The sequence below is a fragment of the uncultured Paraglaciecola sp. genome (genome assembly GCF_963977085.1).
Taxonomy (GTDB): Bacteria; Pseudomonadota; Gammaproteobacteria; order Enterobacterales; family Alteromonadaceae; genus Paraglaciecola.
This window is the reverse complement of the sequence record NZ_CAXBNC010000006.1, coordinates 34,488-52,893: the sequence shown is the minus strand read 5'-3', so window position 1 is coordinate 52,893 and position 18,406 is coordinate 34,488. Positions and strand designations below refer to the sequence as shown.

At 40.9% G+C, this 18,406-nt stretch carries 22 protein-coding genes; 10 read left to right on the top strand and 12 right to left on the bottom strand.

From position 1 onward, the window contains the following. The first annotated feature begins 61 nt into the window (after positions 1-61). The 4 genes from AAC000_RS09010 to AAC000_RS08995 all read left to right on the top strand — a co-directional run bounded on the left by AAC000_RS09010 (position 62) and on the right by AAC000_RS08995 (position 5,343). A complete protein-coding gene (locus tag AAC000_RS09010) occupies positions 62-2,140 on the top strand; it encodes a winged helix-turn-helix domain-containing protein (protein ID WP_339721973.1) in 2,079 nt (692 codons plus the stop codon). A gap of 154 nt (positions 2,141-2,294) precedes the next feature. Further along, entirely contained in the window at positions 2,295-4,820 is a 2,526-nt protein-coding gene (locus AAC000_RS09005; RefSeq protein ID WP_339721971.1) for a YdbH domain-containing protein, read from the top strand. Between the two features lie 20 nt (positions 4,821-4,840). Further along, complete coding sequence (locus AAC000_RS09000; RefSeq protein WP_339722321.1) at positions 4,841-4,999, top strand: YnbE family lipoprotein; 159 nt, start codon at positions 4,841-4,843, stop codon at positions 4,997-4,999. 20 nt (positions 5,000-5,019) lie between these two features. Beyond that, positions 5,020-5,343 (top strand): YdbL family protein, encoded by a 324-nt coding sequence (locus AAC000_RS08995; protein WP_339721970.1) that lies wholly within the window; start codon positions 5,020-5,022, stop codon positions 5,341-5,343. A gap of 162 nt (positions 5,344-5,505) precedes the next feature. Here the strand turns inward: AAC000_RS08995 and AAC000_RS08990 are convergent, their stop codons facing one another. The 6 genes from AAC000_RS08990 to AAC000_RS08965 all read right to left on the bottom strand — a co-directional run bounded on the left by AAC000_RS08990 (position 5,506) and on the right by AAC000_RS08965 (position 8,936). Further along, complete coding sequence (locus tag AAC000_RS08990) at positions 5,506-5,799, bottom strand: putative quinol monooxygenase (RefSeq protein WP_339721968.1); 294 nt, start codon at positions 5,797-5,799, stop codon at positions 5,506-5,508. Between the two features lie 63 nt (positions 5,800-5,862). Then, entirely contained in the window at positions 5,863-6,120 is a 258-nt protein-coding gene (locus AAC000_RS08985) for a cysteine-rich CWC family protein (RefSeq protein ID WP_339721967.1), read from the bottom strand. A gap of 332 nt (positions 6,121-6,452) precedes the next feature. Beyond that, positions 6,453-6,947 (bottom strand): ATP-binding protein, encoded by a 495-nt coding sequence (locus tag AAC000_RS08980; RefSeq protein WP_339721966.1) that lies wholly within the window; start codon positions 6,945-6,947, stop codon positions 6,453-6,455. Between the two features lie 215 nt (positions 6,948-7,162). After that, the gene (locus AAC000_RS08975) at positions 7,163-7,690 is read right to left on the bottom strand and encodes a hypothetical protein (RefSeq protein WP_339721965.1); all 528 of its coding nucleotides are present in this window, start codon (positions 7,688-7,690) and stop codon (positions 7,163-7,165) included. A gap of 11 nt (positions 7,691-7,701) precedes the next feature. Beyond that, a complete protein-coding gene (locus tag AAC000_RS08970; protein WP_339721964.1) occupies positions 7,702-8,448 on the bottom strand; it encodes a hypothetical protein in 747 nt (248 codons plus the stop codon). Further along, positions 8,445-8,936, bottom strand: coding sequence for an RNA polymerase sigma factor (locus tag AAC000_RS08965; RefSeq protein ID WP_339721963.1), 492 nt, complete (start codon positions 8,934-8,936; stop codon positions 8,445-8,447). Before AAC000_RS08965 ends, AAC000_RS08970 begins: the two co-directional genes overlap by 4 nt. A gap of 131 nt (positions 8,937-9,067) precedes the next feature. On the opposite strand from AAC000_RS08965, the gene AAC000_RS08960 reads away from it, so the two are divergent. Further along, entirely contained in the window at positions 9,068-10,408 is a 1,341-nt protein-coding gene (locus AAC000_RS08960) for a S8 family serine peptidase (RefSeq protein WP_339721961.1), read from the top strand. On the opposite strand, the gene AAC000_RS08955 is transcribed toward AAC000_RS08960, so the two are convergent. From AAC000_RS08955 to AAC000_RS08930, 6 genes are all read right to left on the bottom strand, one after another. Further along, positions 10,396-11,325, bottom strand: a complete 930-nt coding sequence (locus AAC000_RS08955; RefSeq protein ID WP_339721959.1) for a hypothetical protein — start codon at positions 11,323-11,325, stop codon at positions 10,396-10,398. The two genes, AAC000_RS08960 and AAC000_RS08955, sit on opposite strands and share 13 nt — an antisense overlap. 71 nt (positions 11,326-11,396) lie before the next feature. Further along, a complete protein-coding gene (locus tag AAC000_RS08950; RefSeq protein WP_339721957.1) occupies positions 11,397-12,428 on the bottom strand; it encodes a hypothetical protein in 1,032 nt (343 codons plus the stop codon). 398 nt (positions 12,429-12,826) lie between these two features. Beyond that, a complete protein-coding gene (locus AAC000_RS08945) occupies positions 12,827-13,972 on the bottom strand; it encodes a serine hydrolase domain-containing protein (RefSeq protein ID WP_339721955.1) in 1,146 nt (381 codons plus the stop codon). Between the two features lie 265 nt (positions 13,973-14,237). Then, a complete protein-coding gene (locus tag AAC000_RS08940; RefSeq protein WP_339721954.1) occupies positions 14,238-14,459 on the bottom strand; it encodes a type II toxin-antitoxin system RelE/ParE family toxin in 222 nt (73 codons plus the stop codon). Beyond that, positions 14,456-14,608 carry a hypothetical protein gene (locus AAC000_RS08935; RefSeq protein ID WP_339721952.1) on the bottom strand — a complete coding sequence of 51 codons (153 nt, stop codon included), beginning with the start codon at positions 14,606-14,608 and terminating at the stop codon, positions 14,456-14,458. The genes AAC000_RS08940 and AAC000_RS08935 overlap by 4 nt, the downstream gene beginning before the upstream one ends. A gap of 258 nt (positions 14,609-14,866) precedes the next feature. Continuing rightward, a complete protein-coding gene (locus tag AAC000_RS08930) occupies positions 14,867-15,160 on the bottom strand; it encodes a DUF2007 domain-containing protein (protein WP_339721950.1) in 294 nt (97 codons plus the stop codon). A gap of 290 nt (positions 15,161-15,450) precedes the next feature. Between AAC000_RS08930 and AAC000_RS08925 the strand changes: the two genes are divergently transcribed. From AAC000_RS08925 to AAC000_RS08905, 5 genes are read left to right on the top strand one after another with little or no spacing between them, the layout of a single operon-like run. Then, positions 15,451-16,023, top strand: coding sequence for a hypothetical protein (locus AAC000_RS08925; RefSeq protein WP_339721949.1), 573 nt, complete (start codon positions 15,451-15,453; stop codon positions 16,021-16,023). Positions 16,024-16,037: 14 nt separating this feature from the next. Further along, a complete protein-coding gene (locus AAC000_RS08920) occupies positions 16,038-16,901 on the top strand; it encodes a hypothetical protein (RefSeq protein WP_339721947.1) in 864 nt (287 codons plus the stop codon). 25 nt (positions 16,902-16,926) lie between these two features. Continuing rightward, positions 16,927-17,313 (top strand): hypothetical protein, encoded by a 387-nt coding sequence (locus AAC000_RS08915; protein WP_339721946.1) that lies wholly within the window; start codon positions 16,927-16,929, stop codon positions 17,311-17,313. Beyond that, complete coding sequence (locus tag AAC000_RS08910; RefSeq protein ID WP_339721944.1) at positions 17,313-17,795, top strand: hypothetical protein; 483 nt, start codon at positions 17,313-17,315, stop codon at positions 17,793-17,795. The genes AAC000_RS08915 and AAC000_RS08910 overlap by 1 nt, the downstream gene beginning before the upstream one ends. Before the next feature lie 3 nt (positions 17,796-17,798). Next, positions 17,799-18,311, top strand: coding sequence for a DUF2730 domain-containing protein (locus tag AAC000_RS08905; RefSeq protein WP_339721942.1), 513 nt, complete (start codon positions 17,799-17,801; stop codon positions 18,309-18,311). Positions 18,312-18,406: the final 95 nt, after the last annotated feature.

Below are 18,406 nucleotides of genomic sequence, written 5' to 3'. Positions count from 1 at the left end.
TGGTGACCAAAGCAAACAAAAATGCTATTTTTCCGTAACTTAGACTAGTTTTTGGTAGACGATGCGTTGGCAAATTGAAGCGTTTTTGTTTTGTGAAAAGCAACAAACCTTAAGCAGTGAGCAAGAAGTGCTGCAACTTGAACCCATGGTGGTTGAGTTATTGGCTTATTTTTGCAGACATACTAATCAAATTGTTAGTCGTGACCAGCTAATTGAAGAGGTTTGGCAAGGGCGTGTTATCACCGACAATGCGGTAACTAAGGTCATTAATAAGCTTCGTAAAAACCTCAATGACGACCCAAGAAAACCTCGATTTATAGCCACACTTCCTAAAAAGGGTTATAAATTTATTGCAGCAGCCACTGAGTTGCTTGAAGAAAATACTGCAACGCTTGCGAACCATGAAACGTCTCAGATTTCTGCTACTAAACCCTCGGCACAAATATCCCCCCTTTCAAAAGAAAAATTGCCAATCATTTGGCCGTTAATTGTATTCGGCTTAATGGTGCTAGTAGTTTGGTTACTTGTCCTATTTCAAAACGATAAAGCGCACTCTCCCATTACACAAGTAAAGGCATTAACGCGCTCAGCGGGAAATGAAGCTTGGCCACAAGTGTCACCCGACGGCAACTACCTTGCCTTTATGGAATTTGGTGAAAATAAAGTTCACCTATGGGTAAAGTCTTTAATAGACGAAAAATCAGTAGAGATTACCCATGGCGAAAAAAATGCGTTAGGCGTTGGCCCCGCTGCGTGGAACAGTGATGGAAGCAAGCTAGTTTACCTGGTTGCCTCGTCAGATTCTTGCCAATACTATATTCGTGAAATTAATGGACTAACTCTTGGCGAGCCGAAGTTAATCCACAATTGCCCTGCGGGAAGTTATGGAAGAATCAGTTTTACCCATGATGACAATCGTGTGGTGTATAGCGAATCTGATAACTCACCCTATACCTTGTTCGAGCTGAACTTGGTAACAGGCGTCAAGCGACGCTTAAATCAGCCAGAGCAATTTATTGGCGGCAATAGCCAGTTTGATCTACACCCTACACAAAATATTCTATTAATATCATCTCCCGATAAACAACAATGGGAAGGTTATTACTCTCTGGACTTAGAGACAGATGAGTTGACGTTATTGTTTAAACAGGACGCGTATATTTGTTGTGGAATTTGGGATCACAGTGGTGAACGCGTGGTATTAATGGGGGAACATCCAGCCTATCAATTGGTCAGTTATGATCAACATGGCAAGGATAAACAAGTGCTCTATTCAGGTAGCCAACAGCTGCGAACACCTCTAAGGCATGCTAATGGCAAGGATTACATGTTTATTGCAGGATACATGAATCAAAATGCGCTGTATTACAACTTCGAAAGTCAATCTGATATATTTGTGGCCAATACATCCGTTGACGATAGACTCGCGGTATTTTCACCCCATGATAATCAGATTGCCTTTATTGGTTTAAGTACAGGGAATGAAGAAGTTTGGTTTACCGATAGGCAAGGCAGTCAATTAACTAAGCTAACTCAATTTAATGATAGCCGTCACTTCATCTCCCTTTTATGGTCTTTTAGTGGAGACTATCTGCTTGGACTGACACTCAACCAAATTTATCTGATTAATAGCAAAACGGGGAACGCAGAGGCCCTTAGAATACCACAAGTGGAAATCCGCGGACTCTCTTGGAAAAGTGAGCAAGTCATTTCCTATAGCACTAAAGGCAAAAATGGTTGGCTCGTTAATTATTACGATTTAAATACTCATCAAGTTTCCTATGAAGATGAAAAGTGGGCCTTTATCCAATATTCAGAGGATCCAGATGATGTGTTATGGCAAGCGCAAAATGGCGACTTATTTGTCACTTTGGAGCAAACACCTGTGCTAGATAAAGAGCTCAATGCAGTAAATTTTTTAAGTGTTCGTCAATTTAATTTGAAAAAAGTAGGCGCTAATTGGGCTTGGCAAAATTTCACTGAAGGGCAGTATCATTTAATGCTTAAAGAAGGATTAGATAATACGGCAAAAATGATAGTAGAAACCGGCAGCTACCATTTTGACCTTTCGAATGAGGGGTTACTTTACCATTCGACAGATAAGTTAAACGCCGATATCTATCAGACAGTAGCAAAATAGCCAGGTTATATAATAGAGATTGTGAACAGCAGTGTTAAAATCCTCTCCATTATACAGTGGAGCCAATCAAATAGAATGTGATACCTAAATGTAAACTAATGATTGTTAAAATAGTCTGACCTGCTGTGACTATGTAATCAAAAATAGGAAAGCAATGACATCTATGTTTAGGCAAACCCGCCCTAGTAAAAAGCTGATGGCCATTTTGTTATTGGCCGCTTTGTTGGTTATCGTGTTTTTTTATCGCCGTCCTATTGCCATCAAAAGCATCGAATATTTTGCCCAGTCACAGGGTATAAAGGTTAACTGTCTAGATTTTTCACTGGATTGGCAACTTAACCTCAAGGTTAAACAAGCTTGCATCGACTTTGCAGCAGGTGAGCTTTTGGTGCGTGAAGCAAAGTGGCAACCCTGGTCCAATGTTTTAAGTATTCAGCTGTTACACCTTAACCACCTAGCAACCAACAACCAAGTTGCTAAAAAGTCAGCAGATGAACCACAAACCAATGAATTAAATTTACCCGATGCTTTACCCAAATTAAGTATCGCCACTATCGAAATCCACTCTCCTGAATTACGCGAGCCCTTACACCTAAGTATTCATGCCACTTCGAGTAACCATTTAAGTATCACGGGTGATATCAAAGCGGATATCAAAATGCAGCAAAACACTTTAGTAGGTAATCTAGAGTGGAGATTATCAGATCTCACTAAATGGCTACCGCAAGCCCAAAAGTTAACGTCAGAAAACCCTGAGTTATTAGCAGAACTCGCTGCTGATGACAGTAAAATACACACCCGTATTTTTTTTGATGGCGAAGTGCTAGGGGCAGATAGTCGTTTAGAAATGGGCAGTAGTGTCAAAATAGCAAACTGCCCTCTAGAGGTGGCTATTAAAGGGGAGCTATTCGTTGAACTGGCCTTATCTAGCCTAAACCTCAGTTTGGATTTAAGTGAACTTGAAAGCAAACTTAAGGCAGCCCATTGCCCACTATTGCAAGCCTATTTTGCAGAAGACGATTTGCCACATCTTTCGTTTATATTGCCGCAAAAAGTGGTGATAGACGAAACACAGCTTAGCCTGCCCGAATTGCACCTTATTGATAAGCAAAATAGTAATCGGAGTCTCGATTTAAGGGAGCTAATCTATCAATTTACAGGCGAACTTGCAGTGTCTTACAAGTTAGCAGTGAATCAGCCCATTGCAGCCAAACAACTACAAGCGGGAAACTTAAACCTACAAGCACAGGGTAACTTGTCTAGCAATCTTTCTTCTTTAAGTACCCAGCAGCCAGTCAGTTTGGAAATCAACGACGCTCACAACCTGCTAGTCGTCAACCATTTAAAGATGGACTCCTTAAATATAGCCGACATAAAAAGTGAATTTACCCTACAGTATTCTGATAATCGGCCACTTAACATTCACGGTAGATTGACTAGCTCAGGTATAAAAATAGGCGACATTAAACTGACAAAAACCATTAGCGATTTTATTATTAAAGGGGCAAGTCTGAGTGATTTGCAACTGAGTATCGACAACCAACTTATACAGCTGGCCCACCCTGAGGCCAAAATACAGAATATTAGCAACCACTTAGATGTGAATATAAAAGAGTGGGCAGCACTGAGTTTTACCGGTAATTCAACTGTCACAAATTTAACCGCACAAAACATCAAGTTTCAGCCAATCACAATGACACATACAGGCCAAGCAAATTTGCCAGATATAACAACAAGCAGTGAGCACAACATTGGCTTAGAGCAAGGTTTTGAGTTGGCTCTAAAGCAGCAAAACACTGAGCTAGCACTGCACATTGCACAACAAGAACTCAAAAGTTTACAAGGCATCATCTCTCAGCTAGAAAACCAGCTCATCCTTGAACAAGGCAGTCTCTCAGCAACTATAGACTTTACCTTACCTCAAGAAGAGCAGCCTTTTATCGCAAAGGGCAGCTTAGCTATCCAAGACGTATCAGCAAAATATCAAGATTACATACTTAACAACATAAATTATCAAACACCACTCACTTTTGATTCAGCGGGACTTCAGTTAGCTGAATCTACTCTACACATCGATTCCATTAACGCTGGCGTACCCATTGAACAACTTGATGCTAAGGTTATTGCAAAGGACAACGTATTTCGATTAGAACAAGTGCAGGGTGAAATTTTCAATGGTAAGTTTTCAAGCCGGCAGTTATGGTTAGATGGACGAGATCAGCAGGTTAATATTGCATTCCAGAATATTGATTTGGCTCAGGTTGTGGCACTACAAAAACAACCGGGCATCAAAATCACTGGAAACCTTGATGGCGACTTGCCAATGATTATTAACAAACAAGGCATCAGCATAGACGAAGGTTGGGCTTCGAGTCTATCCGGAGGGAAGTTGACTATAGTGGATAATCCTTCATTTGATTCGATTAAACAGCAGCAACCTGAATTGGCATTATTGGAAAATCTTGATTTCACCCAACTTAAAAGCAAGGTGAAATTTACCCCTGATGGCTGGATGTTTTTCGATTTTGCGCTAAATGGGAATAACCCTGATAAAAAGCAAAGTGTTAATTTTAATTATACTCATCAAGAAAATATATTTTCTTTGCTTGAGTCGATACGATTAGTGAATGCAGTAGAAAATAAAATTGAACAGAAAATAACCCAAGGTGATAAAAAGTGAAAATAACAGTTTTAGTGCTTATGGCGACGGGGTGTTTATTGGCTTGTACCCACACAGTACAAGTTGAAACCAAGGAGCCGATTACAATCAATATTAATGTCAAGATTGATCATGAAATTCGGGTGAAAGTGGATAAAGAACTTGATGATGTATTCAGTGACGACAGTAACTTGTTTTAAACCAATTTAGGAACAACCTCATGAAAAACTCAATAGTGAAATCTCTTATTATTGTTAGCATGCTTTTTAGTAGTATTGCTTTCGCCTTAGATTTAGACGAAGCCAAAAATAAAGGTTTAGTGGGCGAAAAAGACAATGGTTACTTAGGTGTGGTTGTCGCGCAACAAGATGCCCAAGCGCTAGTCGCTGATATCAATGCCAAACGCAAGGCAGTGTATGCAGACCTAGCGGCTAAAAACGGTATCACAGTGCAACAAGTTGAAAAATTAGCGGCCAAAAAAGCCTATGACAAAACCAGCTCTGGCCATTATTTGTGGGTGAACGGTAAGTGGACTAAAAAGTAGCTGAAGTTTGTGGGATTGGGGGGATAAATTTCAATGCTAAAATGCAGCACTACAATCCCCAAACCATCTCCCCTGTTCCTCGACATTTGGCGGCCCAGTAAATATTAAAGACGCTTACTGGGCCGCGTCTCAGCATTGGCTCTAAAAATACATGTCTTAAACTTACACTGTCACTTTGGTAAGCCTTAACACTTCTGTTGCAACCAACATTTCACCAATAACGTCAAAGCACTTTTTGATATGTGGCGACTGTGAATGCGCATTCAAGTCAGCTTCTGATTCCCAGGTTTCATGAAACATAAAAATGGCGTCATCAGTGTTACAAATATGCAGATCATAGTTAATACACCCTTGCTCTTTTTGAGTAGGAGGCACAATTTTAATTAATTCTGACAATACCATTTCTTTGTGTTCTTGTTGCGCAACAATTTTCGCAATACATGTCAATTTGCTCATTCTGAGTCCTCTTTCTATGTGTAATTAAATTAATGAGCCAATTTCATTGGCCAGGATACATGGCTATTTTTTCGAACGCTCAGCAGCATTGATAAGCAAATTATCGCTAAACATTTGATGATTCACAGCACAGGCTTGACAGATACAGGATGTGTTTTTATCTGCATCAGCTACTTGGCTTAACAAACTGTCAGGGAAACTAATTGCACTATCCATACACCAACAGGCTTCATTGTTATTAGCGGGTGACAAATTTCTACAAAGGTTACTCTCACCACACAAAGGGCAATGGTTAGCAGCGCTAGTTTTTTCTAAACTCAAGACCGACTCCAGTAAAATTTAAGATTTAAATCTAAGGGTTGTTAGTTGTGAAACCTGTCTGCTTAACTTTTAATTGTGCTGTGCTTTTATATCGAGACAATTCCAATATATTAAACCCGTATAATCTGACTTATTGCCCCTACCTAGGAATGACCGACACCCTAACATTTCAAGCTCTACACCTCTTTGCTACAGCCGCTGTTGAAATAAAAGTAACTAAAATAGCAAAAATGATAAACTTTTTTTCATTGATACTCCCTAAATATTCGCTCAACGCTGCACTCTGCGAATTTTTAGAAGCCAACGAATAAATTTTCCATCATTGCGCCTTGTTAGGTATTTTGTGTCACCTTGACGATATTGAACCCTTCAGCGGATGTTGGAGCCATAAAATACTTGGTAATCTGCTCAAACATAGCGGGTGTATCTGTTGCTGCCCTTTCAGGCTGTTGTTGGCGCCTTTTTCTTATTTGTTTTAAGCAGACCTCATTTGGTAAGTCGATGTATATCAAATGATGTGGCGCGTCGATCTCTAAGAAGATACTCCGAAACCAATCTCTTTGGGAAAGCGTATTTGCTGGAAAGTCCATCACCACATGAGTTCCCGCAGTCAATAGCGACTGAACAAGCTTTTTAATCTGAGGCTTAAGTAGATTCGAATATTCAACATAGTCTTTAAGTGATGCAATTTTATTGGGGTACAGTGACGCCAGCCATTCATCTTCACAAAGCAAGACCGCCCTGCCTTGCTGTGCAATTTCACTGGCTTTGGTAGACTTTCCTGCCCCCATTTTTCCACAAAAAAAGGTCAAAGTGCCTTTGTTCATTGTTGCTCTCTATTTTGACTTACAAGGCTTCGCTAACCAAAATGTAATTTAGCACTCCTAAATTACAAATTACCCAATCACTGCCTAATCAACAAGTGCCTCTTTCTTAAAATAAGGATGGTATTAATTTTTTTGAAATAAATAACCAAACTGCAAACTGACAAGATAAAATAGGCTTCTATTTTATCTTGTCAGTTTAATACCTCTAATATTGTTTATTCAGCTTCTAGTTTTTGACCTAAATTATCAATGACATCCTGTGCGCTGTAAGTGTCTTCATTGGGTTTGAGTCCTTTACCTAAGCGTATCTCTAAGATGCTATGGACTTCTTTTCGCTCCTGACCCATACCAGCGTTAATATTCACTCCTACTTGAGTAGACGGACGACTATATGTTTCACAAGTTAACAAGCCACAATGCCTTTCAACTTGGCGTGTTTGTGATACACCAACAGATGAAGCGGGTTGAAGTTTTTCTGACTCAACAAAGGTTTCTTTGCTGGTCACAACAAACCAATCATAGCCTTGTTGCTGGGTTAATTGGGCAGAACGTAACAATGCAAAATCTGCCGCATCCGCCACTGTTTTTGAATAACTCTTAAACTGCACGCGATAGCGGTCGTCAGTAATTTTTTGTTCACTATAACCAACAGAACCATTGGTGGCCGGTCTAAAATCAGGCTTACTTGCACAACCAGACAATAGTAATAATGCACTTGAAAAAATAATTGTAATAAGTTTCATAAATCACCTCTTTATTTGTTTTCTGACTGCCAATCTAATTGAATTGCTTGTTGTTCTTGGGCTCTATCTAATGGTGCACCACTGATCATCTTATCTATCATCTGATCTAACTGCTTGTTGCTTGATGCAGTCTGATAATCGCCCGAATTTTGTGTGCCTTGCACGGCTGATTGCACTGCAACTTGCCAACCAGCACTGTGTTTACAGGCTATTTGTGCGCTACTTCCTTGGTTACTTACCATTTGGAATTGACGACAAAACTGCCCTTGTAGATTGGTAAAACTCAACTGTGCGGTAATCGCTTCACCCTCTGCTAAATAGCTTGTATCACCACTTAATGTATTATCTAAAACGGCCGCCACTTCTTGAGATAATCCTGTTTGATTAGATTGCTGAGAAAAACTCAACATACCCACAGTCACCACTAAGGCCACACCCGCAGCCATTGAATACGGCCCGCTTATTTGTGAAGTCACTTTTTGCCATTTCGAAATCTGAACCACTTTATTGTCTGTGGGTATGTCTGTATTAGCGTGTTTAGCATCTATTTGTTGCGCTAGTGCCACTATTTTCGCTGGCACGGGAGTGTGGTCAATCTGCTGTGCATGTTCCACCACCCATTGGTCGACTTGGGAAAGTTCGGCCATACGCATCACTAAATCATCGTCAGTTTCTAGAGCTAACCTCACTTTTTCCATCTCTTCTGGTGCCAGTTCAGCATCTAAAAATGCACTTAACATCTGGTCAGTTATCTTCATGCGTTTTCTCCTAATGCTTGTGGATTAACCAAATTCAACAAGGTATTTCTGGCTCTCGACAAACGACTCATCACTGTGCCCACTGGCACTTCTAAGGTGGTCGCCACATCCTTATATGACATACCTTGTAACGCCACTAACGACAATATAGAACGTTGGTCCTGAGGTAAGGTATCCATAGCAGTATTGACCTTAGCTAACATTTGTTGTGATTGTTGCTGTTGGCTTGATTCAACCGTCACTTGTTCTTGCAGCTCTGGCGCCTGTGTTGCGTTTTGCCTCACTTTCCGTGAACGGTACTCGTCGATCCACACATTACGACATACCTTAAAAGCCCACTTAATGGTTTCTACGTCTTCAGGCATGCCTTTACTCAAGATCTTTTCAAATGTGATCTGCACCAAATCATCAGCGTCGGCGGTGTTACCTGTTAATGAATAGGCAAACCGTCTTAACATGGGTATGATATTTTCAAAGGATTCATTCATTGTGTTTACTCTTTTTTTGCTCATTTACAAAGGTAACGGATGAGCTGTATTTTTATTCCAAAAAAAATGAAATTTATTTTTTGCTGAAACGTTAACTCTTTAGATTTAATTGTTTTCAGCACGAGGTCACTATGACATTAAGCAAAGTTACATTCTTTAGTTTACTGGCGTTTAGCCAAATATCATCTGCACAACTGGTTAATACAGACGGTATTGTAAACCAGGTGGGCCAGTTACCTGTCATTATTGAACCTATAAGCGATCGCCTAACAGAGCCAAAAATTGAGCCTCCCTTTGCTTTGTCTAGCTTACCGCCTATCAAAGATGTGATCACAAAACCTCTAAACCAATTACCCAAAATCTTGCCTATTGGCACCGATATCAGCAAACCAGTATTGATAGAAGTGGAAGTAGAAGATGGCTGGCGCGCTGTTAAAAACCAATGGATGGTGTTAGCCGACGCTAAAAGTGAACAAGCATTAATTAAGTTAGGCGCTACAATAGAATCAAGCAAAGTGTATCAAGGTTTGGGTCTTAGCCTATTGCACTTTACTGTACCAGAGACATTTGACGGCAAATCACTGTTAGCACAACATTTAACCGAAAAGAGCCTAGCGACGCTCGACCGTAATCATATTTATCAAGCGCAAAATACTCCCACTGACACAGACACTGTCCCCGACACGAGCCAAGCTTCGGTTTGTGATACTGCCGTCAATATAGGCATGATAGACAGCGCCATTAATCAACAACACAGAGCCTTTAAAGCAGCACACATCACAGCAAAATCATTTTTAGTTGCCGGTTTAACCTCGCCTTCTCACCATGGAACCGCAGTGGCCAGTGTACTTGTTGGCGAAGCGGAGCAGCTTTCACCTTTATTACCTAATGCACAACTGTACTCGGCTGAAGTGTTTTATCAGCAATCTAATTATACCCAAGGCGCCACGTTAAGTGCCATGATAGAAGCCCTTAATTGGTTAGTTGAACAAAAAGTAGCGGTGATTAATATGAGCTTAGCTGGCCCAGATAATAATATCTTGCAGCGGGTCATTTCTGCTGCAACCGATAAAGGCGCTTTTATTGTGGCTGCAGCTGGTAATGAAGGCCCAGCGGCCACACCGGTTTTCCCAGCAGGCTATGCCGAGGTAACGGCTGTCAGTGCAATTGACGCTTCGAATCAACCTTATCGTTGGTCTAATCGTGGCGATTACATCGATTATGCTGCATTAGGTGTGAATGTATTGACCGCTCAAGCAAAACAAGGCTTAGGCAAAGAATCAGGTACCTCTATGGCGGCACCTGTAGTGTCTGCGGCATTGGCATGTTTACTAGCAAAGCAGAGTACGTCTGAAGGCTTAAAAAGGGAGGGGGTACTGACAAACTTATCTAAACAAGCCGTAGATATGGGACCCAAAGGTAGGGACCCTATCTATGGATATGGGGCAATTAATAGGCATCAAAAAGAATAATTCAGTCTGACGCTGGTAATATTTTGTTCATAGGTCTGACTAGAGATTAATGACTGGTAGTCTCCATATTGCCATTGTGCATTAACAGACAAATTATCTAATACATGCAACTGCCAGTTAAGCTCTACTATTTTTCTGTTTTCGTCTCTTTCAATATTTTCATTGTCCTGCTGGGATTCTAGGTTAAAGGTTTGATAGTCCTTTTTCTGATAACGTAAACCTAAGCCTACTTTTGACGACAAACCAAACACATCAAATTTGTGGGTTACTTTGGTATTAAAACCCACAGCCCAATAATCGAATTGTTGCTCTTCAGCATTTTCTTGCTCGGCATTGACCCCTAGCAATAGCATAGTATTGGCACCATTCAGAAAATGGAACAAGTCAACATTGGCCCCTACTCCACTGGCATCCCGTGAGGGTAACTCTGTAAAAGATTTAACTTTGTGTTTAATGCTAGAGCGCAGATAGGTTTCGGGCTGCAAAAATTTGCCATGGTACACACTCACTTGTTGATAGGTTAAAAACGTATCGCCTGCTAAGTCTGCACTTGCGGCATCGATTCGCATGCCCAGCTCACTGCTTTGTAACTGATAACTTCCATCTACACTTATTTGATGTAAAGCCAAATCATACTGAGAATATTCGCTATATTGTTTTTGATTGTAAGCGTAACTTGCCATGAGTTTCGCTTTATCTGTTGCTTGCCACTTTGCCTTTATCGAACCGTATAATTCATGACCCGAATCACTTTGTGAAGAGACATCATCTAACTCGTCGACACTTAAAGCAGAATTATGGATTAGCCCTGCGCCTAACTCAGCGTTAAGTATAAAATCAGACTGATTGTCAGCCCACACTAAAGAGCTCGAAGTTAAGGCCAAAGCACAAGTTATATTATTAAGAGATAGTTTCATGTTGATCACCAAAAAGCTGAGAAGGACGCCGGCTAACAGCCGGCGTAAAGTTGAAGAGAACGCAAGGGTTATTAGATGCCTAGGTCTAGGTCACTGTTGATGCTATTTGCCACTTCGGCAGCGGTCACTGTGGCAACTTCGCTACTCACCTGATCTGTCACTAAAGCGCTAATTTGACTACTCACAGTTTCCGATACCGAACTCTCTGCATTACCTACTATGTTCTCGGCAATCGAAGTGCTGACAGACTGTTCAATAACTTGAGTTGCCTGCGACGCCACGTCTGCACTGGCTAGTTGCGCTAGATTGGCCGACACATTATTAGAGATATCTGTCACTTGAGTTAACCCAATACTCTGGCTGAGTTCAGAGACTTCTACCATGTCAGAGGTGGCAGTATTCGTATCTTCCATTGACTCGGCTTCTGCTATTACTTCTGACTGTTCTGCCATAGAAGCTGATGTATTAGGCATACTCAGTGCCGATACTGTAGACAAACCATTACTGACTAACACAGTCGTTGATTGGCCAGCCGAGTGAGTGATGTCTGTCACTTGAGCTAATGAAACACTATGGCTTAGTTCAGAGGCTTCTTGCATGTCAGCAGTTTCAGTATCGGTGTCTTCGATTGACTCGGCTTCTGCTATTATTTCTGACTGTTCTGTTGTTGAAGTGTTGACTGCCGATGTATTGGGCACAGTCAGTGCCGACACTGTAGACAAACCGTTATTGACTAACACAGTCGTTGATTGACCAGCAGAATGAGTGAGACTTTGACTATTTTCAGCTGCTACATCATAACTGAGGTTAGTGCTGTTTTGACTCGCAGACTCTGAGCTTTTTTCGGCCGTTGTCTCAGTTGTTTGTTGCTCAGAACTTGTGTCGGTATTCGCTTGAGCTTGAGTGTCATTAGTTGCTGCCGTATCAGTTTGCACATTTGCATCTGAATTGCCCTGCTCAGTATCCATATTCTGCGACACACTTGTTTGATGACTGAATTGAGTGTTTTGACTCACTTGTACATTTGCGGCCAAAACTGAACCAGAAAAATGTGCTACACCTGCGATTACCATAATATTTACTATTTTATTTAACTTAGTCATTTTCATTTCCTCGTGTTTTATTTAGATGACACTGAGGTAACGAATTAAAAATAGATTTATTCCCAAAAAAAATGAATTAATTGATTAATAGTGTAAAAAGTTAATGTTTTGAGATAAAAATACTAAGGCACAACATAGAGGCGGCGGGCACTGAGAGGAAATAATGATTGGCAATTTTAGGCGTTCTTGATCGGCCTTTCGCTGGGGATAATAACTTTTGTCATACCCCAACCAAGCACTTTAAGGCAACAATAGCCATACCACCCACAGCCATTTAATCGACTATTTTAGATAAGATCAAAAGTGACAGCCTTATTAACAAGTTATAATGGTAACAATCTATAAATCAGTCTAGATGCAGTTTTTAAAACGTGGCGCTACATAAAATATGCATAGCTTTAATCTTTATCTACTGACTTTAAACCCTGTATAAAGGTATATAACACTTTCTTAGTGATAGGTTCGACGTTCACCCGGTATCGATTAGTGAATACTATAATAGCAATACCTTGCTCAGTTAAACGTACAAACTCTGTATTAAAGCCTGCAACTTGCCCATAGTGAAAGGTGGCCGGTAGCCCTTCAAAATCTTCAAGCTCCCAACCATATCCATAATGGGGATTTTTGCCACGGGGAACTAAAACTTCACTCCACATTTGCTCTTTAGACTGCGAACTTAACACGCTGTCATCACTCAGCGCCTTATCCCATTTTGCAAGATCAGTCACCGAACTAAGTAGCCCTCCCGCCCCTAACGTAGAAGAGGTTTCGGTAGGGTTTCTATTGATAAGGTCATTGGTTTTATTCACCCAATACCCCGAGGCACGATGAGCAATAATTGCCTCAGGATCCGCCATACGCGTCTGAGTCATTTTAAGAGGGGCAAAAATACGCTTTTCTAAGACCTTAGCTAATGGCAAACCTTCAATTTTTTCAACTATCATGCTCAGCAAATAATAGCCGGTATTACTGTAATACCATCCTGTACCTGGTTCAAAATCCATAGGGCGAGACTGTGCAATTTTAATTATATCCTCTGGGGTAACCCGCAGGCGATAAATATCATAACTGGCAATTTCCTCGTAGTCAGGGATCCCAGAAGTGTGGGTCAATAATTGATGAACAGTCACCCCCAACCATTCACTTGGCAAAAAAGGAAGATAAAGATGAATAGGATCACTTACCTTTAATTTGTCCTGCTCTACCAGCAGCATGGTAGCAGCGGATACAAACTGTTTACTGATAGAGCCAATTTCAAACACAGTTTTGTCGGAAACAGGCACAGATAACTCCACATTCGCCATGCCATAAGCATTGAAATACAGTAATTTTCCTTTCGAAGCTACGGCCACTGCCACTCCTGGAATATTCTTTTTCCTAGAAAATTCTCCTATAAATGCTTCAAGCTCACTTAAAGACTGAGTTGTGGGTGTATCAAGAGTTGGCTTTGCTTGTGATATTCCTATTGAGAATTGAACTAATATCATTGAGAGGCTAACGATTAGCATTGGCTTGAGAAAGTTTGAAAATAGAAATGTATTCATTTACCTATCCCTATGGAAATTAATGAGAAAATTATGATAGTGGGAAAAACACCTGAAAACGCCAAGGTTTTGAGGCGGACGGTGATTGGCTTTTAGATAACATGTCAGTTATACAGAGACTAAGGACCATTTTCTAGCAACCATTCACTGTACACTGCATGAAGACACTCTCTTTTAACCTGAGAGCAATCCTGATTATTAACGCCATTTCATTTTACCACCCCGCAAAAATCGCTGCCTTTGAGGCATCAATACAGGCGATTTGTTATAAATTTTTATCATTTTCTTTTCCGTCCCAAACTCTCAAAACATAAATGACCTCAGCGGAAAATAAATAGCGAATCGTATATTGACCAACATAAAGATCACGAATGTTTTCTGGATCAGAAGCTTTTAAAACTGGTAGGCCAATCTGAGAGAATTGTTTAAGTTTCTGAACGCCTTCTTGAAGGTATTCAATCGATTCTGGTGAATATTTGGCATTCATGGTTTTGGAGAAGAAGTTCTCGCGCCAGCACTCCAGCTATTAAACCAAGGGTTAACGTCTGCTTCATCTACAGTCAGACCTAATTTTAAAGACTCAAGTGCCACAAGCGTATCTTGCCATCTAGTATCTTCAAGTGATTGTTTTGCCAAAATTCCTTGATCGCCTGATTGATTAGATAATTTTTGCTCCTATCGAGTTTTTTGCGAGAAAATCTAGAGGCGTATCCAAATTGTCATTAAGGTGAACATTTATCATACTCATATTATTATCTAACTTTAGCTATTAGTATTACATGTTCGTACCAAGGTAAATAATGGGCTAAATAAACTTATAACGTCCCATAATTCCAGGGAAACGAGCACAGCGAGATGAGATTGGAATAATTGGTTTGTTGTATGAATTTTGATTCATTTCAGAGCTTCTTTACTACAATTCCAGCAAATTTCAAAAGATGGATCATTTGTTTCATTACATTCTGAGCACACCCAGTCTTTTAAAGAGTCTTTACAGTCAACAGTGGCCAATAATTCCATCGCTTTAACGTAATCTGAATCATGGTTAATCCATAATTCCATGTATGCCAGATGAGGATGCGCCCCCGTTGAGACATGCTCGTTTTTAACAGAAACAGAAATACCTTCGTTACCCAGTAAGTTTTTCGCATTATTTACGAGAATGCTGCTTTCATGTGTATAAACCATTTTCATTCTAAACGCCCCCACAAACTGTGATTACTATTGGCCATTTCTAACACAGCCACTAAGTCATTGTACAGGTGAACTTTATTACCCTCCCTTAAATTAAAACAACCAAGAGGAGAACGAAAACAAAGTCACTTTTTAAACAAAGGTCAGAAACCTCTATTCTAAGCATGTCAGCGGCCACATTAGCATCAAAACGCAAACCTCGAATTCAACAAATTTTCCTTTCCCAACAAAAAATTCCTCAAAGGTTTTTATAGCCAAAGTTACAACCGTAACAGGAGTGATTTATGACCTACTTATTATCAACCCAATATGCCCTTAGAGTGCTGGCTGTGATATTCGCAGCCACGTTTATCAGTGGCTGCTCGTCTACGACTAAAAGTGAGCCTAGCTTGCCTATTAGTAATAACAGCAACCACGCCCCTTATATACCCACTGATTATTACCAATCCATAGATGGGGCGTGTGAACAACAGGCAATGGAAATGGATAGTTTTGCACAACAATCTGGACAGGCGGCTCAGTATTTAGCCTCTGCTAAGGTGATGTTGCGCTGTGTCAATGGTATTCAGTTTCCCAGTGGCCACCCAGATGCCGACAAAGCCTTGCGGTTAATGGCCATGTCGGTGATCAACTTAGTGAAAGGCGGCGATATCAACGCAGCTCATGTGGCGCTTCGAAAAACTCAATCAAAATTCCCGAACAAAGATTTGTTTTTTGCTGACTACAGCTCATTTTTTGACACCGCCACAGCCTTACTCGAACAACAAAAATTGACGCGCCACCAGCTTGCCGCTTTGAATATCAGTGCCGAATTACGTACTGAAATAGAGCGCCATCAATACTGGTTAAGCCACTAACAGGAGCATCTAATATGAACACTCGTAACATTTTATCGTCGCTTATTTTAACCCTAAGCCTTAGTTGCACTCCTTTAGTGTTGGCAAGTGAAGGCCGTAATTGGGATCCAGTAGCAAGTGATAAGTTAATTAAATTGCCTGCCAACATTATTGAAAAACGCATTCAACAAGACTTTGAAGCTTCGCCGATGGCGTTACATTTAGTGGAACTTGAGCAACAAATGCAAGGCAAACTTTCGCAGTTAAAATCCTTGCAAGAGTTGATTTCTGAAAGTGAAGGTGACGAGTTGATTGATCAACGATTTGAGTTAGTTCAGCAAAAGTCAGAGTACTTAGACTTAATGCAAGAAACCCAAGAATTACGTCAAAATGCCTTAGCCAAAAAACAACGCTTATATGAAACCGTTTTGGGAAAACTACGTAATAAAAATGGCAATGCCTCTCAAGGCGAAGTGTACCAGCTCAAACAAAAACAAGACCAAGCCCGCCAAAGAATGCAAAAGGTTTTGGCGCAGGTAGACAACAGCTTAATACATTTAGGCTTAGATAAACGTTCTCCTTATGCCGATGAGTTTGCTTTAAATTTGGCGAAAGTAGAAGACTTAAAAAATGCCATCTCAAAACATAAAGCCAATGCCTCCCCTACTTTGGGTGACGTAGAAGTGACCAGCGAAGAATACGTGCGTCAATTGTTAATGGAAGCCTCCACAGAACAATCGTTATTAGATCAAGAAGCCTTGATGTTTAGTTATATGGCGAAATTGGTCGCTCTGGATGCCCAAGCACTGGAATATGAAATCAGCTTTGGCGATGAAAATACCGAGTTAACGCAACGTAACCGCACTAAACCAGCAGATGTCGCCGACATGTTTTTATAAGGCCATTTTTTAACAGGAAACCATCATGAAAATATTACTTTTAATTGCCACAGTGGCGAGTTTAATTAGCCCCAAAATATTCGCTAACAGTTTATTTAGCTTAGAAAATTTAGAAAGAGAACGAGCGGCGTTGTTAAGTGCACAACTTGATAGTTCGCTAGACCTAAATCAACGTCAACAAAAGGTACAAAGTATCTACCGCCGTTTGGTGGATATTGAGCGCATGGTATTACGCGACGACAGAGTCACCTCAAGTAATAACGCACTGGCACAAAACGCCTTTAATCAATACGAGCTGACTTTTTTAGTGCACTCTAGCGCCGAAAAGAGCCTGCCACCTTTGTCCCATTGGATGTCTGAGTTGCGTTTAACCTCAGGCAGTATTTTATCTGCTAAAGCAGGTCACAGATAATGTTTGTCCATAAAGTCTTGCCAGCAACCAGCCATGCCATTGGTTTGTTTTTTGGCACCGGCATTATCTTGTTAGCCCTAGCCAGTTATCTCACCCAAATGCCGGTGTTAGATTTAGTCACTTGGTTACAAAACGTCTTTAGTTGGAGTTTTGTAATCATCTTTAGTGGCTTGTTTTCTCTGGCGGTGGTGGCGGGTGCATCCATTAAAGCCGGCAAAAACAACGCGTTTTTTTACGATGCAGGCATGCAAGCCGCCAATGGTATTTCAACCTTGGCTCTAACCTTTACCTTGTTAGGTATCAGCTTAGGCATAGGCACATTGTCAGACCAACCACTCACGCCAAGCTCAGTGAATGGCATCATTGGTGAGTTAACTAAGCAATTTTCAATGGCTTTTATGACTACAGTTGTAGGCCTACCCAGCTCCGCCATTTTGCGTGCTTGGGTCAGCTTACGCTATACAAAAATTGAGAAGGAATAACCCATGAAAACCCTATTTTTTATCGCCGCACTAGCCGGAGCCGTCTATTTAATTATGCAAACCCCAGCAGGCCAAGCTTGGTTACAAGAAAGTGAGCCAGAATTAGAAATCCAACAGACAGCCGAAAAAGTACACCAGGTGAGCACCCAAGTGGCGCAAAACCTCGAAAACACGGTCACCGAACTCGCACAAGACTTGACTCAAAAACAACAAGTACAAATCGATCAACTTGAAGATCGCATTGCCGAGCTAGAAAATGAACTGATAATGGGCCGTGTTGCCCAAAAGCAGCAAAGTATGGCAGATGGCGTGGTCACCCTACACCCTTACAATCAACCTGAAGCAGCAAAAGTAAACACCACTAACAAACAAAACGTTGATATCAATGCAGCAGCCCCAGAGGCACTTGCTGCCGCCTCAAACAACCAGTTACAACGTCAACGTCAACGTCAGGCTAGGTTACAAGACATTGCTGACAGAATGGAAATGTCGTCATTACAAGCCTTGGTAAACTGAGTTAAATGCTTTTTTTACAAAACAATAATTGGCCTGCAAGCGCTGTTTTTCGCAGCTTGTTGACTATTGTTTTTATACTGTGGCTGGCAACAGTG

What these genes read in the sequence shown, in the direction of transcription:
- AAC000_RS09010 (WP_339721973.1), top strand. Translation starts at nt 62, where the DNA reads ATGCGTTGGCAAATTGAAGCGTTTTTGTTTTGTGAAAAGCAACAAACC.
- AAC000_RS09005 (WP_339721971.1), top strand. Translation starts at nt 2,295, where the DNA reads ATGACATCTATGTTTAGGCAAACCCGCCCTAGTAAAAAGCTGATGGCC.
- AAC000_RS09000 (WP_339722321.1), top strand. Translation starts at nt 4,841, where the DNA reads ATGGCGACGGGGTGTTTATTGGCTTGTACCCACACAGTACAAGTTGAA.
- AAC000_RS08995 (WP_339721970.1), top strand. Translation starts at nt 5,020, where the DNA reads ATGAAAAACTCAATAGTGAAATCTCTTATTATTGTTAGCATGCTTTTT.
- AAC000_RS08990 (WP_339721968.1), bottom strand. Translation starts at nt 5,799, where the DNA reads ATGAGCAAATTGACATGTATTGCGAAAATTGTTGCGCAACAAGAACAC.
- AAC000_RS08980 (WP_339721966.1), bottom strand. Translation starts at nt 6,947, where the DNA reads ATGAACAAAGGCACTTTGACCTTTTTTTGTGGAAAAATGGGGGCAGGA.
- AAC000_RS08975 (WP_339721965.1), bottom strand. Translation starts at nt 7,690, where the DNA reads ATGAAACTTATTACAATTATTTTTTCAAGTGCATTATTACTATTGTCT.
- AAC000_RS08970 (WP_339721964.1), bottom strand. Translation starts at nt 8,448, where the DNA reads ATGAAGATAACTGACCAGATGTTAAGTGCATTTTTAGATGCTGAACTG.
- AAC000_RS08965 (WP_339721963.1), bottom strand. Translation starts at nt 8,936, where the DNA reads ATGAATGAATCCTTTGAAAATATCATACCCATGTTAAGACGGTTTGCC.
- AAC000_RS08960 (WP_339721961.1), top strand. Translation starts at nt 9,068, where the DNA reads ATGACATTAAGCAAAGTTACATTCTTTAGTTTACTGGCGTTTAGCCAA.
- AAC000_RS08955 (WP_339721959.1), bottom strand. Translation starts at nt 11,325, where the DNA reads ATGAAACTATCTCTTAATAATATAACTTGTGCTTTGGCCTTAACTTCG.
- AAC000_RS08950 (WP_339721957.1), bottom strand. Translation starts at nt 12,428, where the DNA reads ATGACTAAGTTAAATAAAATAGTAAATATTATGGTAATCGCAGGTGTA.
- AAC000_RS08945 (WP_339721955.1), bottom strand. Translation starts at nt 13,972, where the DNA reads ATGAATACATTTCTATTTTCAAACTTTCTCAAGCCAATGCTAATCGTT.
- AAC000_RS08940 (WP_339721954.1), bottom strand. Translation starts at nt 14,459, where the DNA reads ATGAATGCCAAATATTCACCAGAATCGATTGAATACCTTCAAGAAGGC.
- AAC000_RS08930 (WP_339721950.1), bottom strand. Translation starts at nt 15,160, where the DNA reads ATGGTTTATACACATGAAAGCAGCATTCTCGTAAATAATGCGAAAAAC.
- AAC000_RS08925 (WP_339721949.1), top strand. Translation starts at nt 15,451, where the DNA reads ATGACCTACTTATTATCAACCCAATATGCCCTTAGAGTGCTGGCTGTG.
- AAC000_RS08920 (WP_339721947.1), top strand. Translation starts at nt 16,038, where the DNA reads ATGAACACTCGTAACATTTTATCGTCGCTTATTTTAACCCTAAGCCTT.
- AAC000_RS08915 (WP_339721946.1), top strand. Translation starts at nt 16,927, where the DNA reads ATGAAAATATTACTTTTAATTGCCACAGTGGCGAGTTTAATTAGCCCC.
- AAC000_RS08910 (WP_339721944.1), top strand. Translation starts at nt 17,313, where the DNA reads ATGTTTGTCCATAAAGTCTTGCCAGCAACCAGCCATGCCATTGGTTTG.
- AAC000_RS08905 (WP_339721942.1), top strand. Translation starts at nt 17,799, where the DNA reads ATGAAAACCCTATTTTTTATCGCCGCACTAGCCGGAGCCGTCTATTTA.